Consider the following 17,289-nt stretch of genomic DNA (forward strand, 5'->3'; position numbering starts at 1 on the left):
CGAACCCCGTGAGGAGTCGTCGTCACCATGAACACCGCACCGCACGACAGTTTCCACGTCTTCGACACCACGCTCCGTGACGGAGCACAGGCCGAGGGCATCAACCTCACCGTCAACGACAAACTCGCCATCGCCCGCCTCCTCGACGACTTCGGCGTGGGTTTCATCGAGGGCGGCTGGCCCGGCGCCAACCCCCGCGACACCGAGTTCTTCCGGCGCGCCGCGCGCGAGATCGAGTTCCGGCACGCCACGCTCGTCGCGTTCGGCGCCACGCGCAAGGCCGGCGTCCCGGTCGAGGAGGACCCGCAGGTCGCGGCGCTGCTGGCAGCGGACACGCCGGTGATCACCCTGGTCGCCAAGGCGCACGACCGGCACGTGGAACTCGCGCTGCGCACCACCCCGGAGGAAAACCTCCGGATGATCGCCGACACCGTCCGCCATCTCCGCGCGCACGGCCGCCGGGTCTTCGTCGACTGCGAGCACTTCTTCGACGGCCACCGCGCCGACCCCGCGTACGCCACCGAGGTGGTGCGCACCGCCCACGAGGCCGGCGCCGCCGTCGTCGTCCTGTGCGACACCAACGGCGGCATGCTTCCCTCGCAGATCCACGACGTGGTCGCCGCCGTGCTGCGCGCGACCGGGGCGCGCCTGGGCATCCACACCCAGGACGACTCGGGCTGCGCGGTCGCCAGCACGCTGGCCGCCGTGGACGCGGGCGTCACGCACGTGCAGTGCACGGCCAACGGCTACGGCGAACGCGTCGGCAACGCCAACCTGTTCCCGGTGGTCGCGGCCCTGGAGCTGAAGCAGGGCCGTACGGTGCTGCCGGCCGGCGGGCTCGCGCGGATGACCGGCGTCGCGCACGCCGTCGCGGAGATCACCGGCATGCCGTCGCCGGCCCACGAGGCGTACGTCGGTGTCTCGGCCTTCGCCCACAAAGCCGGACTGCACGCCTCCGCGATCAAGGTGGACCCCGATCTGTACCAGCACATCGACCCGGCCCTGGTCGGCAACGGCATGCGCATGCTGGTGTCCGACATGGCGGGCCGCGCCTCGATCGAGCTCAAGGCCAGGGAACTCGGCATCGACCTCGGCGGCGACCGGCTGGCCTCGGGCCGTGTCGTCACCCGTGTCAAGGAGCGCGAACTGCGCGGGTACGCGTACGAATCGGCCGACGCGTCCCTGGAGCTGCTGATCCGGGCGGAGACGGGGGCGCTCCGGCGTCCCTTCGAGGTGGAGCACTGGCGGGTCGTCGTGGAGAAGCGGGGCCCGAGCGAGTCCGTCAACCAGGCCACCGTCGCGCTGCGTGTGGCAGGCCGCTCGCTCATCGCCTCCACCGAGGCGCCGGGCCCGGTCCACGCCCTCGACCTGGCGGTCAGGCGCGGCCTCGGCGAGGCGTTCCCGCAGCTGCCGCAGCTGCGGCTGGTCGACTACACGGCCCGGATCTTCGACGACGCAGGCGGCACGGGCTCCACCACCCGCGTCCTGCTGACGCTGACGGACGGGGCGGCGCAGTGGTCGACGGTGGGCGTGGGCCGGGACGTGATCGCGGCCTCCTGGCAGGCGCTGGACGACGCGTACGTGTACGGCCTGCTGCGGACCGTGCCCCACGGCACGGCCCGCCGACCGGCGGAGGCGGCCGTCGCGACCTGAGCCGGACCAGGGGCGCCTCGGCCCGGAACCCGGCGAACGGCCCTTTTGGGCCAGGCCGGATCAGGCCACCCGTGAGCGGTCCCGGCGCACCGGCTCGCCTGCGAGACTGCCGGTACCAACGGAGGAACCGGTGGGGCAGGATCCGGCCGGTCCGTCGGACACACCGACCGTCCGCACACTCCCGGCGCGGGCGCCGCACGGAAAGGGAACCACCCCCATGCCTGGTTCTGTCCGAGACATAGCGCGGGCGCGGCCCTGGCCCACCGTGCCAGGGCCGCGCCCGAGGGTGTGCGGGGGCGGGGCAGATGGTCACTGACGGGCAGGTCGAGGTGGCGACCTGGAAGACGGACCGGACCCTGACGGTGACCCAGGCCGCCGGGGCCGCCTGGCGGATCGGACTGCGCGCGGGCCACCAGATCCACCTGGCGCGGACCGGGGACCAGGCCCTCGTCTCCTCCTTCGGCAACGCCCAGTTCCTCGGCGCCGCCCACACACTCGTCCTCGACGACAGGACCGTCTCCTGGGAGGTCGCCGACGGCACGCGGCTGTGGAAAGTGATCCTCTCCCCCGACCGGGCGGCCGACGGCAGCCTCAGCGGGGTCGTCGGCGCTGCCTGGTACATGTCCGGCGCCATGGCCGCCATGGACCTCACCCAGCGGCCGGCCGCTCTCCGCTCCTGGCAGGAGGCCCCCGAGCGGACGGTCCCCACGCCGTACCCGCCCGCCGCGTCCGACCTGGACCTGCTGCTGTCCCGGCTCCCCGTGGCCGTGCTGAAGGTGTCGGCCCAGGACACGGTGCTGGGCGCCAACCCCGCTGCCGCCGCCCTCTTCGGCGCCCCCGCTCCCGACGCGCTCTCGGGCCTGCCTCTGCACCGCCTCACCCGCGACGGCCTCCCCGGGCCTGCCGACGACGCGGAGGTGTCCTCCGTTCCCTTCGTCCGGCTGGACGGCGCCGAGTTCCTCGCGGACTGCGTCCGGATCCCCTGGCAGAGCGAACTGGCGCTCCGTGAACTCCTCATGCTGGGGGAGGCGTTCACGGTCCTCACCGACGACGGACCGCGCACCCCAGCGCGGCGTCCGGCGCTCACCCCGACGGAGGCGTCGATCCTGGAACTCACCGCCCAAGGGCTGACGAGCAGCCAGATAGCGAGCCGCCTGCACTTCAGCCGCAACAACGTCGAGTACCACCTCGGCAACCTCCGCTTCCGCATCGGCGGCGGCAACCGCGTCGCCCTGATCGCCCGCGCCTATGCCTGGGACCTGCTCCGCCGAGGCGTCTGGCCACCGGCGGTGACGGCCGGCCACCCCGCACCGGCGCCGGAACCCGCACCCCGGCCGGTTCCCCGAGCCACGGCTTCATGACGATGCGCCACTTCGGGCACCGTCCCGGATCCGCCAGGGGACACCGGTGTCCGGGACCGCGCGCCTTACCTGACGGAGTGTGAAGGACCCGCTTCCGCCCTCGCCCGCCGCCCGCACAGGGTGGAGGGTGAGGGCCGCCCGGCCCGGAAGGGACGGTGGGGATGCGGAAGGTGCGTTGGGGGCTGCTGGTCACCGGGGGGTATGCCGATGTGGCCATGAAGGCGAAGGGGTTCTCGCGGACGGCGGAGTTCGTGGCCGTGGCGGCGGATGACGCCGAGGAGTATGCGCGGACCTGGGGGATCGCCAGGGCTCATCGCAGCCGCGAGGAACTGCTCGCGGACGACGAGGTGGAGGCCGTGTTCGTCGCGCTCGACCCCGTGGACCACGCCGAGTGGGCGGTCAGGGCGTTGCGGGCCGGCAAGCATGTGGTCGTCGAGAAGCCGCTCGCGTTGTCGGTGGCCGATACGCAGCGGGTGTTCGACGCGGCCGAGGAGGCCGGGCGGGTGTGTGTGGAGGGGGTGTTCTCGCGGCATCATCCGCAGCATGTGCTGGCCAAGAGGCTCATCGACGACGGGGTGATCGGGGAGCTGCGGTACATCTACGCCGCCTGCACCGCGAACCTGCCCGACGACTACTTCCGGCGGTTCCCGGAGCGTGGCGGCGGGGGGATGCTGGATCTGGGGTCGTTCACGCTGGCCGCCGTCAGGATGTTCGCCGGGGAACCGGAGCGGGTGTACGCGGAGGAGATGCGGCGCGACGGGCGGCTCGACCACAGCTTCGCGGCGACCCTGCGGCTGCCCGGCGATGTGCTGGCCCAGTTCGAGGTGGGGCAGGAGGTGTGCCGGGGCGACGCGCTGGAGCTGGTCGGGACGACCGGGCGGCTGGTCCTGGCGGACCCGTGGTTCTGCCGGGACGTCAAACAGGTCGAGTTGCAGCGCCAGGGCCCGCCGCCGCACGCCGACCCGGTGAGCGAGTACCTGCCGGTGGACCCGGAGGGGGCGTACCGCTGCGGTGAGTCGTACGCCGTCTCCCGGATCCTCTTCGACGACGTGTCCCGCGCGATCGCGGAGGGGCGGCCCGCTCCGTACGGCCGTGCGGACGCGGTGGGGCAGGCGCGGGCCGTGGAGGCGCTGTTCGAGTCGGGGGCCAAGGCCGTACCCGTGCGGCTCTAGAACAAACCGGCCCGGCCGCCTCCAGGTGGAGTCCGGCCGGGCCGTCACGCGGGCGGAACCCTCACGCCCCCGCCCTCACGCCCCCGCTGTCACACCCTCGCTGTCACACCCCTTCGATCACCTTCTTGATCCCCGCCACCGTCCGCTCCACATCCACCGCCAGCTTCGCGTTCCAGTCCTTCACGAACCGCTCCCGGCCGGCCTCGTCGAGGGACGCGAAGATCTTCGACAGGCCCTCGGTGAGCCGCCCCAGCCAGTAGTGGTGGACGAGGACGACGCCCCCGTCGGCGGGTGAGATCTCGAAGGACCAGGTGCTCTCCTGCGGTTCCCCGGCGCTCGTGAGGATGATCCACCGGAACACCGAGCCGGGAACGGCCTCGACGACCTCGGAGAGCGTCGACCACTCGCCCCGGATGACCGGCGCCCACGGCACCGCCTCGGCCCCGCGCAGGTTCTTGCCCTCGAAGACCGCGCCCACGGTGGAGGGCTCGCCCTTGATCCAGGTGCCGCCCTGGCACTCGGGGCTCCACTCCCCGCTGCGCCCGAGGTCGCTGACGACCTCGTACACCTTGTCCGCAGGAGCGGCGACGAAAATCTCGGCGCGCACCTGGAATGTGGTGACTCCCGGGCGCTCGTAATCAGTTGCCATGTCACTTTCCCGTCTTGTGCGAAGCGTCTCGTGCGAAGCGATATTCACGCGGTCCGCTGGAATTCCCGGTCCCCGTGCAGCCATTCGACTTTTCCGTGGAGTTCGTCGGCGCTCAATGCGGACAGTTCCGCGTTCCGCGCCTTCGCCGCGACCCCGGCGGGGTGATAGACCTGCCGCCCCATCTCGCGCGCGATCAACTGGGCACGCGCGGCCCGGCTGCGGCGCAGTGCGGCGTACGCGCCGAGCCGGGCCGGCAGCGCGGCGGCAGCGATCTGCGGGCCGAGCAACTCGCCGAGCAGCACGGCGTCTTCGAGGGTCTGGCAGGCGCCCTGCGCGGCGTACTGGAGCATGGGGTGCGCGGCGTCGCCGAGGAGCGCGACCCGCCCGTCGACCCACGTGTCGACGGGGTCCCGGTCGCACAGCACCCAGCGCCGCCACCCGTCCCCGAGCCGCAGCAACCGCCCCGCGATCTCCCCGAGTTCGGCGAACTCCCCGAGCACGAAGCCGCGTTCGACGGCCTCCCCGGCGACGGCCGTGACGGCCCCGTCGTCACGGGTCGCGGCGAGGTTCAACTCCCGCCCCTCGCTGATGGGATAGTGCACGAAGTGCCACTGCGGCCCCGCCCACAGGCACACCGCGTTGGCGCGCAGCTCCTCGGGCACCCCCGCCATGGGGATGACGGACCGGTAGATGGTGTGCCCGGACACGCGCGGCTCCCCGTCACCGAGGAGCTGCCCGCGTACGGCGGACCGGATGCCGTCGGCGCCGATCACGGCGTCCCCGGCGACGCGGGAGCCGTCGCCGAGCACCGCCCACGCGCCGTCCGCGTCCTGCCCGTACCCGGTCACCGGCGCGCCCGTGACGAGCTGCACGCCGGGCCGCTCCCGGCACGCTTCGAGCAGCGGCCGGTACAGGTCGGTCCGGTGCACGACGGCGTACGGGTTCCCGAAGCGGCGCCGGTAACCGCCGGTCAACGGCATGGAGTTGATGAGTTCGTCGGTCGTGCCGTCGTAGAGCCGCAGCTCGTCGACGAACACGGACCGCGCCCGCACCTCGGCGCCGACGCCGATGCGGTCGAGGGCGTGGTAGGCGTTGGGGGCGAGCTGGATGCCGGCGCCGAGTTCGGTGAACTCCTCGCGCCGCTCCAGGACGGTGACCCGATGGCCGTGCCGGGCGAAGGCCAGCGCGGAGGCGAGCCCGCCGATCCCGCCGCCGACCACGACAAGGTGTACCACTGCGCGTCTCCTCACGCTCGAAGCAGGGACGGACGACTCACGACGAAAGGTCGGGCCGGACGACGAGCCGCCTGCCGTGCAACTCGCCTTTCTCCATGCGCAGATGGGCGTCGGCCATCGCGCTCAGCGGCACCCGCTCGGTACGCCGGGACCGCAGACGGCCCGCCGCCGTAAGCCTGTTGACGGTGACCGCCGCCTCGGCGAGCTGGTCGGTCGTCGCGTGCGAGATGACGAACCCGAGGATCGAGGCGTCCTTCTGGTAGAACGGCCCGACCGGCAGCACGGGCCGCGCGGCCACCCCGGCGAGCAGCACGATCCGGCCACGGGGCGCGATCAACTCCACCGCCTGGGCGAGGTCGTTGGTGCCGAAGGTGTCGATGTGGACATCGACCGTGCCCCGCAAGGGCGCCAACTCCGGTTCCCGGTAGTCGAGTACGACGTCGGCGCCCAACTCCCGTACGTAGTCGGCGTCTTGGGCGGACGCGGTGGCCACCACCCGTGCGCCCGCCTCGACGGCCAGGGTCACGACGGCACTTCCGACGTTCCCGGCGGCCCCCGCCACGAACACCGTCTCGCCCGGCCGCACCCGCGCATGGGTGAACAGCGCCAGGTACGCCGTACCGCCGGGGTGGAACACGGTGACCGCCTGCTCGGGGTCGACGCCGGACGGCAGGCGGTAGAGGCGGTCGGCGGGGACGACGGCGCGTTCGGCGGCGGCGCCCTGACGGCCGCCGTGGCCGAGGCTGTTGGTCCACACCCGCTCGCCGGCCGCGAACCCGGAGCCGGAGCGCACGACCGTACCGACGAGGTCGCGGCTGACGATCAGGGGCAGCGGGACGGGGGTACGGAAGCGGCCGGAGCGGACGAGGGTGTCGACCGGGTTGACGGTGGTGCACTCGACCTCGACCAGCACGTCGGTCGGTCCGGGGGTCGGCTCGGGCAGTTCGCCGTGGCGGATCTCGTGGGACGGCCCGAGTTCGGTGATGTAGGCGGCACGCATGGAGTCCAGACTGTCGCCGGGTCCCGGAAAGGGACACGGGGTGCTCCCGAATTCGTCAGGTCCTGGTGAGCACCTGATTTATCGTCGAATTCCTCGTTGACGCGTCCTGGGCCCGCCTCGAAGCTGCCGGGTGAATTCACATTCCCGCCCTAACCCGCATTTCTTGCACCCTGCACCATTCAGTGAGCGAAAGCGCACCGAGGAGATTCCGGATGAGCAGAAAGCGTAAAGAGATCTGTGTCGTCGGCGCGGGCCCGAGGGGCCTGTCGGTGCTGGAGCGGCTGTGCGCCAACGAACGGCTCGCCCCCTCGGACGCCTCCGTGGTCGTCCACCTCGTCGACCCGAACACCCCGGGCGCGGGCCGCGTCTGGCGCCCGGAGCAGTCCCGGCACCTGCTGATGAACACCGTCGCCTCGCAGGTGACCGTGTTCACCGACGACAGCGTCCGCATCGACGGCCCGATCGAGCCGGGCCCGTCCCTGTACGACTGGGCGCGCCAGCTCGCGCTGCTCGGCGTGGAGGGCCATCTGTACGACGAGGAGACCCTCGTGGAGGCGCGCCGCCTGGAGCCGGACTCGTACCCGAGCCGCGCGTTCTACGGCCACTACCTGAACGACTGCTTCCGGCAGATCCTGGCCCGCGCCCCCGAGCACGTCGAGGTGCGGGTGCACCGCTCGCAGGCGGTCGCGATGTCCGACGTGCACGGCGCGCGCGGCGGCCGGCAGGGCGTACGGCTCGCCGACGGCACCCGTCTCAACGACCTCGACTCGGTCGTCCTCGCGCAGGGCCACATCCCCGCCCGGCTGACGCCCCGCCAGGAGCGCACCGCCGCGCTGGCCCGCATCCACCACCTCGCCTACCTCACGCCCACCAACCCGGCCGACGCCGACCTCGGCGGGATCCGTCCCGGTGAGCCGGTGCTGCTGCGCGGGCTCGGGCTGAACTTCTTCGACTACATGGCGCTGCTCACGCTCGGCCGGGGCGGCGTCTTCGAACGGGCCCCCGGGGGCGGGCTCGTGTACCGGCCCAGCGGGCAGGAGCCGGTGATGTACGCGAGTTCGCGGCGCGGTGTGCCGTACCACGCGCGCGGCGCCAACCAGAAGGGCGCGCACGGGCGTTACTTCCCCCGGCTGCTGACCGCCGAGTACGTCGAGCGGTTGCGCGCCGACGAGACGCGGCCCTACTTCGGCGAGGACCTCTGGCCGGTGATCCGGTGGGAGGTGGAGAACGTGTACTACACGACGCTGCTCGCCGCCCGGGGCGGCCGAGCCGGCGCGTTCGCCGGGGAGTTCCTCGCGCTGGGGCCCGGGGCGGACGCGGCGGACCTGCTGGCGCGGTACGGGATCGAGGCCGGCGTCCGCTGGGACTGGGAGCAGCTCATCTCCCCTCTCGCGGGGCGGGAGTTCGCGAGCCGCGAGGAGTTCCAGGCGTGGCTGCGGGGCTACTTGGAGTGCGACGTCCGCGAGGCGGAGGCCGGAAACGTCGACGGGCCCCTCAAGGCCGCGCTCGACGTGCTGCGCGACCTGCGCAACGAGATCCGGCTCGCCGTCGACCACGGCGGCATCGACGGGAACTCCTACCGCGACGACGTGGAGGGCTGGTACACGCCGCTCAACGCGTTCCTGTCCATCGGGCCGCCCGCCTCCCGCATCGAGGAGATGATCGCGCTCCTCGACGCCGGGCTCCTGATCCTCACCGGCCCCGGTACGCAGATCCGCTTCGACACCGCCGACCCGTCGTTCGTCGCCCACTCGACCGTCGTGCCCGGAGCGCCGGTGCGGGCCCGCGCGTTGATCGAGGCGCGGCTCCCCGAACCGGACGTCCGCCGCGCCGAAGACCCGCTGCTGCGGCACCTGTTGGCGACCGAGCAGGCGGGTCCGTACCGCATCGACGGCAGTTGCGGAACGATGTACGAGACCGGCGGCCTCGCCGTCGGCGAACGCCCCTACCACCTCCTCGACAGCCAGGGCCGCCCCCACCCGCGCCGCTTCGCCTTCGGCGTCCCCACGGAGGCCGTCCACTGGGTCACGGCCGCGGGCATCCGTCCGGGCGTCGACTCGGTCACCCTGGGCGACTCCGACGCGATAGCCCGCGCCGTCCTCGCCCTCCCGCCCCTGTCCCGGGTCCCGCAGGAGGTCCGCCCGGCGCAGGACGACAGCGAGTGGACGGGGGTGGTGGTGTGACCGCGCCGACACGAGCGGCATGCCGGGTACGACGCCGGCGCGCCGGAATACGTACGGTGCCCGGCGTCGAGGTGAAGAGCGGCGGCAAGGGGCATCAACTGGACGACGTTGCAACGGAGTTCACCGCATACGACGCCGAGGCAACCCGGTGACCGGCCTCGACTCCGGGCTCCTCTCGCCCGTCCGCGCCGGAACCCCCGTCGAAGCGGTCGTCGATGACGAGTCGTGGGTGCGGGCGATGCTCGACACCGAGGCGGCGCTCGTGCGGGCGCAGGCCGGGCTGGGCACGGTGCCGGCAGGGGCGGCCCGCGTCATCAGCGCCGTCGCCGCCGACGTCACCCTGGACGTACGGGAGTTGGCGCTGGCCTCCCGGGAGACCGCGAACCCTGTCGTGGGGCTCGTCCAGGCGTTCACCCGGCGAGTGGCCCAAGTCGACCCGGCCGCCGCCGAGTTCGTGCACCGGGGGTCGACCAGTCAGGACGTCTTCGACACGGCGGCGATGCTGGTCTCCCGGCGGGCGCTGCGCCTGATCGTCGCGGACCTCGACAAGTCGGCGGAGGCGCTGGCGAGTTCGGCGCGGCTCCACCGGGACACCCCGATGCCGGGCCGGACGCTGGCGCTGCACGCCGTACCGACGACGTTCGGCCTGAAGGCGGCGGGCTGGCGGCAGCTGCTGCTCGACGCACGGCGCCGCGTGGCTCACGTGGCCGACGAGGGCTTGCCGGTGTCGCTCGGGGGCGCGGCGGGGACGCTGGCGGGGTACCTGGAGTACGCGGCGGTGGACGGGGCGACCTCCGGCGCGGGCGCCCAGGCCGGGGAGTACGCGGTGATGGACGGGGCCTGCGCCGACGCGGGCGCCCCAGCCGGGGAGTACGCGGCGACGAACAGAGCCTCCGCCGACGCGGGCACCCCAGCCGGGGAGTACGCGGCGACGAACAGAGCCTCCGCCGACGCGGGCACCCCAGCCGGGGAGTACGCGGCGACGAACAGAGCCTCCGCCGACGCGGGCACCCCAGCCGGGGAGTACGCGGCGACGGACAGGGCCTCCGCCGACGCGGGCACCCCGGCCGGACCCGGCGGCCACGGCACCGCGTCCCGGTCCGCAGGACGCGGCATACCGCACCTCGCCGACCCGGCCGCCTACACCACCCGCCTCCTCGAAGCCTTCGCCGCCGAGACCGGTCTCGCCGTCCCCGTCCTCCCCTGGCACTCCCTCCGCACCCCCTTCGCCGACCTCGCCGCCGTACTCGCCTTCACCGCGGGCGCGTTGGGGCGGATCGCGGTCGATGTGCAGGCGCTGGCCCGCACGGAGGTCGGGGAGGTGGCCGAACCCGCCGTGTCCGGGCGGGGCGCGTCGTCCGCGATGCCGCACAAGCGCAACCCCGTGCTCAGCACGATGATCCGCTCGGCGGCGCTGCAAGTGCCCGCGCTGAGCGGGGCGTTGACGCAGTGCATGGTGACCGAGGACGAGCGGTCCGCCGGGGCCTGGCACGCGGAGTGGCTGTTGCTGCGGGAGTGTCTGCGCCTGGTGGGCGGCGCCGCGCACACGGCTGTGGAGCTGACGTCGGGACTCCAGGTGCACCCCGAACGGATGCGCGCCAACCTGGATCTGACGGACAGTCAGATCGTGTCGGAGCGGATCGCGGCCCGCCTCACGCCCCGCCTGGGCCGGGCCCGCGCCAAGGAACTCCTCACCCGGGCGTCCGTCGAGGCCGACGCGACCGGCCGCCCGCTGGCGACGGTCCTGGCGGACCTGGCGCCCGAGGTCCCCGCCGAGGAGATCGCCGAACTGTGCGATCCCACCGGCTACTTGGGGGCGGCCCCGGCGCTGGTGGACCGCGCGCTGAACGACTAGGGCACCAAGACCGAAGGGGGCCGGGCGTGAAATCGCCCGGCCCCCGCCCTCAACCGCCTCAGCCCCTCCGCCTCCCCTCAAGCCCCCGGCAACCACTCCACCTCGTCCCAGAACTCCAACTGCCGCAACTTCGAGGGATGTTCCACCCGAGCCCCCTCGACTCCGCCCAGCACCACCGCACTAGGCACCCCGGGCTCGTACACAGGCCACCCCTCCACCCCCTCTCCCCGCACGAACGACGCCACCAGATCCACGAACGTGTCCGACACCCTCCGCTCCACCGGCCCGTCCCCGAACTGCCCCACGAACAACGGGTGCGCGTGCGACCCGAACAGGAACTTCGACGTGGCGTCGTGCGGCGTCCCGAAGTGCGGTGCCCGCACCGGATGCGCGAACTCCATGACGTACTGCGGCGAAGCCCCCCGCAGCGCATGCCGCTGGGCGAGCCGGACGATCTGGTACCGGAAGACCGCGTCCCCCCACACCTCGGTCCACAGCGAGAGCGGATCGGCGGGCCGCCCCTCGTCGAGCGCGGCCTCCCGGTACGCATCGACGCACGCCTCGGCGAGCCCGTCCTCCACGGTGTCCGTGCACTTGAGCATCACCTCCCGTACGGCGTCCCGCAGTTCACGCGAGTCCGTGGGCGCGGGCGGCGCCGGGGGGAACGACACGCTGTGCGGGTCGGTGAAGAAGGACCCCTCGGTGCGGTTGTGGATGGACATCACCGGTATCGCGGGCACGACCGGTTCGGAACCCACCCCGGTCGACGCGTCGAGCACAGGCCCCCGGTACTCCCGCCCGCTCCCCAACACCCGCTCGGCGGGCGCCCCTTGGAACAACGCGTTCCACGCGGCGAACAACGCCTGCGCCGGCACCGTACGCAACCCCGGTACGGACACCCCGAGTTCGACAGCGAGCCGCTCGTACGCCTCGGCCGCGTCCCCCGGCGTGAGCCCCAGCGCGGGCGCCCAGGGCCGGCTCGCGCTGATCGCGACGAGCCGCCGTGCGATCCCCCGAGTGCCGTCGGCGTCGGTCAGCAACCGCGCGGTGACCGCTCCGGCGGAGGTCCCGCACAACGTGATGTCCCCGGGGTCCCCGCCGAACGCCTCGACGTTGTCCCGGACCCACCGCAGCAACGCGGCCTGATCCTGCAACCCCCAGTTCGCGAACCTCCCCGTACCGGGATCGGTGAACGCCTCGTGCAGTCCCCAGCCGAAGGCCCCGAGCCGATAGTTGAAGTTGACGACGACCATGTTCCCGAGCGCGGCGGGCTTGGCCCCGTCGAAGGTGGGCGCGCTCCCGGACCCGACCTGCCAGCCGCCGCCGTGGACGTAGACCAGCACGGGCAGCCGGGCACCGGGGTCGGGGGTCCAGACGTTGGCGTACAGGGCGTCCTCGCGGCTGTCGGGGATGCCGGGCTGGAGGAAGGCCGGGGAGAAGGCGGTCGCGTCGCGAACTCCCGTCCAGGGCGCGGCGGTTCGCGGCGAGGCGAACCGTTCGGCGACGGCGTACGGGATGCCCCGGAACACGTGCAGCGGACGCTGCCGGTACGTCTCCAGGGTGCCGCGCAGGTCACCGCCGTGGGTGCGGACGACGGAGGTGGTCGTGAGTCCGGAGGTCACAGCTCGTACAACTCCTCAAGAAGAAAGACAGCGGGCCCCGGCATCGGCACCGGGGCCCTGCGCACCGACTCAGCCGCGCGCCAGCAACTCCCGTACCTGCGCGAACAGTTCGTACTGCCGGAACGGATCGTCCCCGTCCTCCCCGAACGGCACGAGCACGAACCGCTCGGCCCCCGCGTCCCCGTACTCCCGCAGCCGTTCCGCGATCTGGACCGGCGTCCCGGCGACCCCCACGTCCCCCGACAGGGCGCGCGGCATGCGGTACTGGGCGGTGAGGCGGTCGGCCACGCGGGACGAGGCGGCGGGGTCGGCGCGCGACAGCAGGCGGACGTGCAGATGCATGCTGACCCGGGGCGCCGACACCCCTTGTTCCGCGGCGAGTTCACCGAGCCGCCCGACGCACCGGGCCACCTCCTTGGGCGGCTTCATCGCCGCGAGCCACCCCTGCCCGTGCGAGACGACCCGCCGCAGCGCCTGTTCCGACCCTCCGCCGATCCAGATCTCCGGCACGGGCACCGCCGGGCTCAGGGCGACGGACGGGCTGCCGGGCAGGTCGGTCAGGGCGGTGCGCTCACCGGCGAGCAGGCCGGGCAGCAGCTCCAGGAGCCGTTCGGTGCGCCGCCCCCGGCCCCGGGGGGAGACCCCGGCGGCGCCCCACTCCTGCGGGTCGCCGGTCCCGACGCCCACCCCGAGGGCCGTACGCCCCCCGGACAGCCGCTGAAGCGTGCCGACCTGCTTGGCGGCCCACGCGGCGGACCGCAGCGCGAGCAGCATCACCCCGTACCCGACCTGGATACGGCTCGTCACGGCGGCGGCCGTCGCGAGGACGAGGGACGGGTCGAGGGTCGGGTAGGGGGCGGCGAGGCGGTCGCCCGCCCAGACGGAGTCGAGACCGAGGTCCTCGGCGTGCCGGGCGACGGCGGCGAGGTCGAGGTCGTCGCGGTAGCCGGGGATGGAGTTGACGGGCAGTTGGGCACCCACGTGGACGGTCATCGCCGGCCCTCTTCCCGCACCTTGAGATGGACGGTCATCGTCAGCCCCTCTTCCCGCGCACCAGCACAGCGCCGAGTTCCTTCTCCAACCGGTTCAAGTCACCCTCGTGCCCATGCGCGGCAACGTGCCCGTCAGGCCGTACGAGGTGGTACCCGAGCCGCCGACAGCCGGTCGCATCGGCAAGGGCCCGCGCCGGAACGGTCACCACCCTCAACTCGGGCCGGCCGGCGGCGATATGGCCGACTTCCTTGTGCCAGTCCCCGGCGCCGAGGGCCGTCCCGGTGACCGCGAGCGTCCACCCCTTCATCCCGTACGCGAGGATCTGCTCACGCGGAAACAAACCACCGACACCGGTCCCACCGGGAAGTTTCGCGCGCGCCTGGCAGGGCGAGACCCCGGCAGGAAGCTGCGTGTCGCGCGCGACGGGGTAGGTCTGCCGGCGCCCGGCGAGGACGGGCGCGTACAGCCGGGACGCGGCCCCCGTACGCTCCGCGAGCTTGAACCCGGCGTCCCGCATCAGGACCCGGGCCCGCCCCTTCGCCATCCACGCCTTGGTGTGCAGGTCCGTATCCCGGACACTGCGCCGGGTCGCCTCGAACCGCTCCGGGCCGTACGTATCGAGGAGCGAGACCGGCGAGGCGCCGCGCAGGACGGCGGCCAGCTTCCAGCCCAGGTTGTGCGCGTCCTGGAGGCCGTTGTTCATGCCCTGTCCGCCGGCCGGGCTGTGGACGTGCGCCGCGTCGCCGATCAGGAAGACCCGGCCGAGCTGGAAGTCGGTGGCGAGCCGGGCGTGGACGCGGAAGACGGTCGTCCAGACGGGCTCGGTGATCCGTACCCCGCGCGGGCCGCGCTCGGTGACGATCTCCTGCATCATCTCGACGCCGGCCGAGCCCGCCCCCTGCGGCAGGACGGACAGGAACCGGTAGACGCCGCCCGGGTGCGGGACGACGGCGAGGGTGCCGGACGGGTCCTGGTAGTAGAGGATCTCCTCCGGGTCGAGGTCCCCGTCGACCTTGGCGTCGACGAGCGCGAACTCCAGTCCGTACGTGGACCCCTGGAACCCGATCCCGAGCTGTCCGCGCACCGCGCTGCCCGCGCCGTCCGCGCCGACGACGTACGGGGCCGTGGCCCGCTCGACGATGCCGTCGGGGCCTTCGAGGACGGCGGTGACGTGGGCCGTGCCCTCGATCCGGCCGCTGAAGTCGACGCCCTCCAGGCACAGCAGGCGCACCCCGCGCTCGACCTTGCCGCCGAGGGCCTCCAGGCGTTCGGTGAGGATGCGTTCCGTCTCGTACTGGGGCAGGACGCGGGCCGCGTGCTGTTCCGGAATGTGGAACGAGGCGAGATGGTCGCGGTCGGAGAAATAGCTCAGTGTGCGGATCGTGCTCGACACGTCGTACACCGCGTCCCGCAGGCCCTGATCGGCGAGGATGTCCATCGCCCTGGGGTAGATGGACAACGCCCGGGGGACGTGCATCGGCTCGGGGGCGGCGTCCACGATGCGGACGCGGACGCCCCGGCTCAGCAGTTCGCAGGCCAGGAGCAGGCCGGAGGGTCCGGCACCCGCCACCAGGACGTCGAAGGTCTTCTCTCTAGGCACGGTGCGCCACACTCTTTTCCGTCAGGAGGGGGCTGTCAGGAGGGGTCCGGCATCGGGGGGAGTTGGGGCAGGCGGTCCAGCTCGATGCCGAACCAGCGGTGGCAGGCGGCCAGGAACGCCTCGTCGTCGAGGACTTCGCGGACCTGCTCGCCGTCCTCGGTCCGGGTGAGCGTGCGGTCCAGGAGGGAGACGCGGCCCGCGTCGGTGACGATCGACGCCCACACCGAGCCGCCGGTGACGGGTGATTCGGGCGCGCTGGAGAACCACCACAGGGTGGGCTCGAAGTCGTACGTGTCGCGGGGCCGGGTCTCCAGGCGGACGCGGGGCACGCCGTCGTGGACGATGACGACGTCGCCGTACTCGCCGTCCACGATGTGGTATTCGCCGTTCTCGTCCTTCTGCGGGCCGCGCTCGGTCAGGCGCAGGGGGCGGCGGCTGGCCCAGCGGAAGCCGACGTCCACGAGCCAGGGCTCGCCGTCGATCGTGACCTTGAGCATCATGTGGCCGCCGTGCGCGCCGAGCAGGGCCTGTTTGCCGTTGTGCAGGGTGCGGCCGGGGAGCAGGTCGACCTGGTAGCCGAGACCGCGCAGCAGGACGGCGAAGGCGGTGTTCAGCTCGTAGCAGCCGCCGCCCCGGCGCCGGTCGACGATCTTCTCGACGACGTCCTCGCCCATCCTGATGGGGATGCCGAGGTTGAAGTCGACCGTCTCGAACGGCACGGTCCTCAGGTGGCGGTCCTGGAGCCGGGCGAGGTTCTCCAGGTCGGCCCGCTCGGGCCGGTCGGCGCCGATGCGCCGCAGGTAGGCGTCCACTGCTGTCCTCCTCATGTCGGTGTTCACCACTCGACCAGCGCGTGCCCGAAGGAGAAGCCGCCGCCGAACGCGGTCAGCAGCACCTTGTCCCCGGGGCGCAGGTGCCCCGCGCGGGCCGCCGCGTCGAGCGTCACGGGGATGGAGGCGGCGCCGGTGTTGCCGTACTCGCCGACCGTCGTGTGCAACCGGGCCTGCGGGAAGGCGAGTTCGCGCTCCAGGTCGCCGAGCATCACGCCGTTGCCCTGGTGGGGGACGATGTGCGCGATGTCCTCCTTGGCGACCCCGGCCTCGTCGAGGAACGCGGAGAGGGTGCCGGGCAGCTTGTCGTACACGATCTCCTTGACGCCGCGCCCGTCCATCACGAAGTGGTGGCGTCCCTCGTCCACGGTCCCGGCGTTCACCCCGAGCCGGGTGCCGCCCGCCGGCACCCCCACCAGCTCCCGCCCCTCGGCGTAGGTGAGCAGCCGGCTCGCGAGGATCCGCCGCCGGTTCGCGCCGCCGAGGACGACGGCCCCGGCGCCGTCGCCGAACAGGACGCGGGTGCGGCGGTCGGCGGGGTCGGTGATCCGGCTGTACATGTCGGCGCCGATCACCAGCGCGGCGCCGCCGGTGGCGGCCAGCATCCGGGAAGCCGCGGCGAGCGCGTAGACGAAGCCGCTGCACACGGCGTTCAGGTCGAAGGCGGCGGCCGTGCTGGGGGCGTCGAGGAGGTGCGCGACCAGGGCCGCGGTGGGGGGCTGCGGGGAGTCCGGGGTGGAGGTCGCGACGATGATCAGCGTCAGGTCGGCGACCGAGGTCCCGGAGTCCTCCAGGGCGGCGCGGGCGGCGGCTGCGGCGAGGTCCGAGGTGGCCTCGTCGTGCTTGCCGAAGCGGCGGGCCCTGATGCCGGTCTTGCGGACGATCCACTCGTCGGTGACGCCGGTCGGGGCTTCGAGGTCCTCGTTGGTCACCACGCGGGACGGCAGGTACGAGCCCGTCCCGAGGATTCCCACAGGGGCGAGGTTCATCTGTGACTCCTTTCCTGCCCCGTCAGCATCGGCCGGTCACGGGAGGGCGGAAAGGGTGTCGGGGAGAGTCCGTCAAGTCACCGTTCCACGAAAGGGGAACGCCAAAAAGGCCACCCGAAAGTGGCCTCTGAGCTGGGAAAACAGCAA

13 protein-coding genes are annotated in these 17,289 nt (G+C 72.9%); 5 read left to right on the forward strand and 8 right to left on the reverse strand.

Annotated features, from left to right (window positions below):
- Window positions 1–27: 27 nt before the first annotated feature.
- The 3 genes from cimA (at window position 28) to ACQCO7_RS06280 (ending at window position 4,186) form a co-directional block, all read left to right on the forward strand.
- Entirely contained in the window at window positions 28–1,653 is a 1,626-nt protein-coding gene (gene cimA / locus ACQCO7_RS06270; RefSeq protein WP_464070885.1) for a citramalate synthase, read from the forward strand.
- Window positions 1,654–1,958: 305 nt separating this feature from the next.
- Window positions 1,959–3,014 (forward strand): helix-turn-helix transcriptional regulator, encoded by a 1,056-nt coding sequence (locus tag ACQCO7_RS06275; protein WP_464070886.1) that lies wholly within the window; start codon window positions 1,959–1,961, stop codon window positions 3,012–3,014.
- Window positions 3,015–3,175: 161 nt separating this feature from the next.
- Entirely contained in the window at window positions 3,176–4,186 is a 1,011-nt protein-coding gene (locus tag ACQCO7_RS06280) for a Gfo/Idh/MocA family protein (RefSeq protein ID WP_464070887.1), read from the forward strand.
- Window positions 4,187–4,289: 103 nt separating this feature from the next.
- On the opposite strand, the gene ACQCO7_RS06285 is transcribed toward ACQCO7_RS06280, so the two are convergent.
- From ACQCO7_RS06285 to ACQCO7_RS06295, 3 genes are read right to left on the reverse strand one after another with little or no spacing between them, the layout of a single operon-like run.
- Window positions 4,290–4,835, reverse strand: a complete 546-nt coding sequence (locus ACQCO7_RS06285) for an SRPBCC family protein (RefSeq protein WP_464070888.1) — start codon at window positions 4,833–4,835, stop codon at window positions 4,290–4,292.
- Window positions 4,836–4,879: 44 nt separating this feature from the next.
- Window positions 4,880–6,070 carry an FAD-dependent oxidoreductase gene (locus tag ACQCO7_RS06290; RefSeq protein ID WP_464070889.1) on the reverse strand — a complete coding sequence of 397 codons (1,191 nt, stop codon included), beginning with the start codon at window positions 6,068–6,070 and terminating at the stop codon, window positions 4,880–4,882.
- A gap of 37 nt (window positions 6,071–6,107) precedes the next feature.
- Window positions 6,108–7,070 (reverse strand): NADPH:quinone reductase, encoded by a 963-nt coding sequence (locus tag ACQCO7_RS06295; protein ID WP_464070890.1) that lies wholly within the window; start codon window positions 7,068–7,070, stop codon window positions 6,108–6,110.
- A 212-nt stretch (window positions 7,071–7,282) separates the two neighbouring features.
- Between ACQCO7_RS06295 and ACQCO7_RS06300 the strand changes: the two genes are divergently transcribed.
- Both ACQCO7_RS06300 and ACQCO7_RS06305 read left to right on the forward strand, forming a co-directional pair.
- The gene (locus ACQCO7_RS06300; RefSeq protein WP_464070891.1) at window positions 7,283–9,253 is read left to right on the forward strand and encodes an FAD/NAD(P)-binding protein; all 1,971 of its coding nucleotides are present in this window, start codon (window positions 7,283–7,285) and stop codon (window positions 9,251–9,253) included.
- A 148-nt stretch (window positions 9,254–9,401) separates the two neighbouring features.
- Window positions 9,402–11,108, forward strand: coding sequence for a class-II fumarase/aspartase family protein (locus ACQCO7_RS06305; RefSeq protein ID WP_464070892.1), 1,707 nt, complete (start codon window positions 9,402–9,404; stop codon window positions 11,106–11,108).
- Between the two features lie 77 nt (window positions 11,109–11,185).
- Here the strand turns inward: ACQCO7_RS06305 and ACQCO7_RS06310 are convergent, their stop codons facing one another.
- From ACQCO7_RS06310 to ACQCO7_RS06330, 5 genes are all read right to left on the reverse strand, one after another.
- Window positions 11,186–12,730 (reverse strand): carboxylesterase family protein, encoded by a 1,545-nt coding sequence (locus tag ACQCO7_RS06310; protein WP_464070893.1) that lies wholly within the window; start codon window positions 12,728–12,730, stop codon window positions 11,186–11,188.
- A gap of 69 nt (window positions 12,731–12,799) precedes the next feature.
- Window positions 12,800–13,723 (reverse strand): LLM class flavin-dependent oxidoreductase, encoded by a 924-nt coding sequence (locus ACQCO7_RS06315; RefSeq protein WP_464070894.1) that lies wholly within the window; start codon window positions 13,721–13,723, stop codon window positions 12,800–12,802.
- A gap of 40 nt (window positions 13,724–13,763) precedes the next feature.
- Window positions 13,764–15,323: an FAD-dependent monooxygenase gene (locus ACQCO7_RS06320; protein ID WP_464070895.1), complete on the reverse strand. Its 1,560-nt coding sequence runs from the start codon at window positions 15,321–15,323 to the stop codon at window positions 13,764–13,766.
- Between the two features lie 35 nt (window positions 15,324–15,358).
- Complete coding sequence (locus tag ACQCO7_RS06325) at window positions 15,359–16,150, reverse strand: arylamine N-acetyltransferase family protein (protein ID WP_464070896.1); 792 nt, start codon at window positions 16,148–16,150, stop codon at window positions 15,359–15,361.
- A gap of 8 nt (window positions 16,151–16,158) precedes the next feature.
- The gene (locus tag ACQCO7_RS06330) at window positions 16,159–17,142 is read right to left on the reverse strand and encodes a 3-oxoacyl-ACP synthase III family protein (RefSeq protein ID WP_464070897.1); all 984 of its coding nucleotides are present in this window, start codon (window positions 17,140–17,142) and stop codon (window positions 16,159–16,161) included.
- Between the last annotated feature and the right edge of the window lie 147 nt (window positions 17,143–17,289).

The sequence above is a fragment of the Streptomyces saintjeani genome (assembly GCF_055409605.1).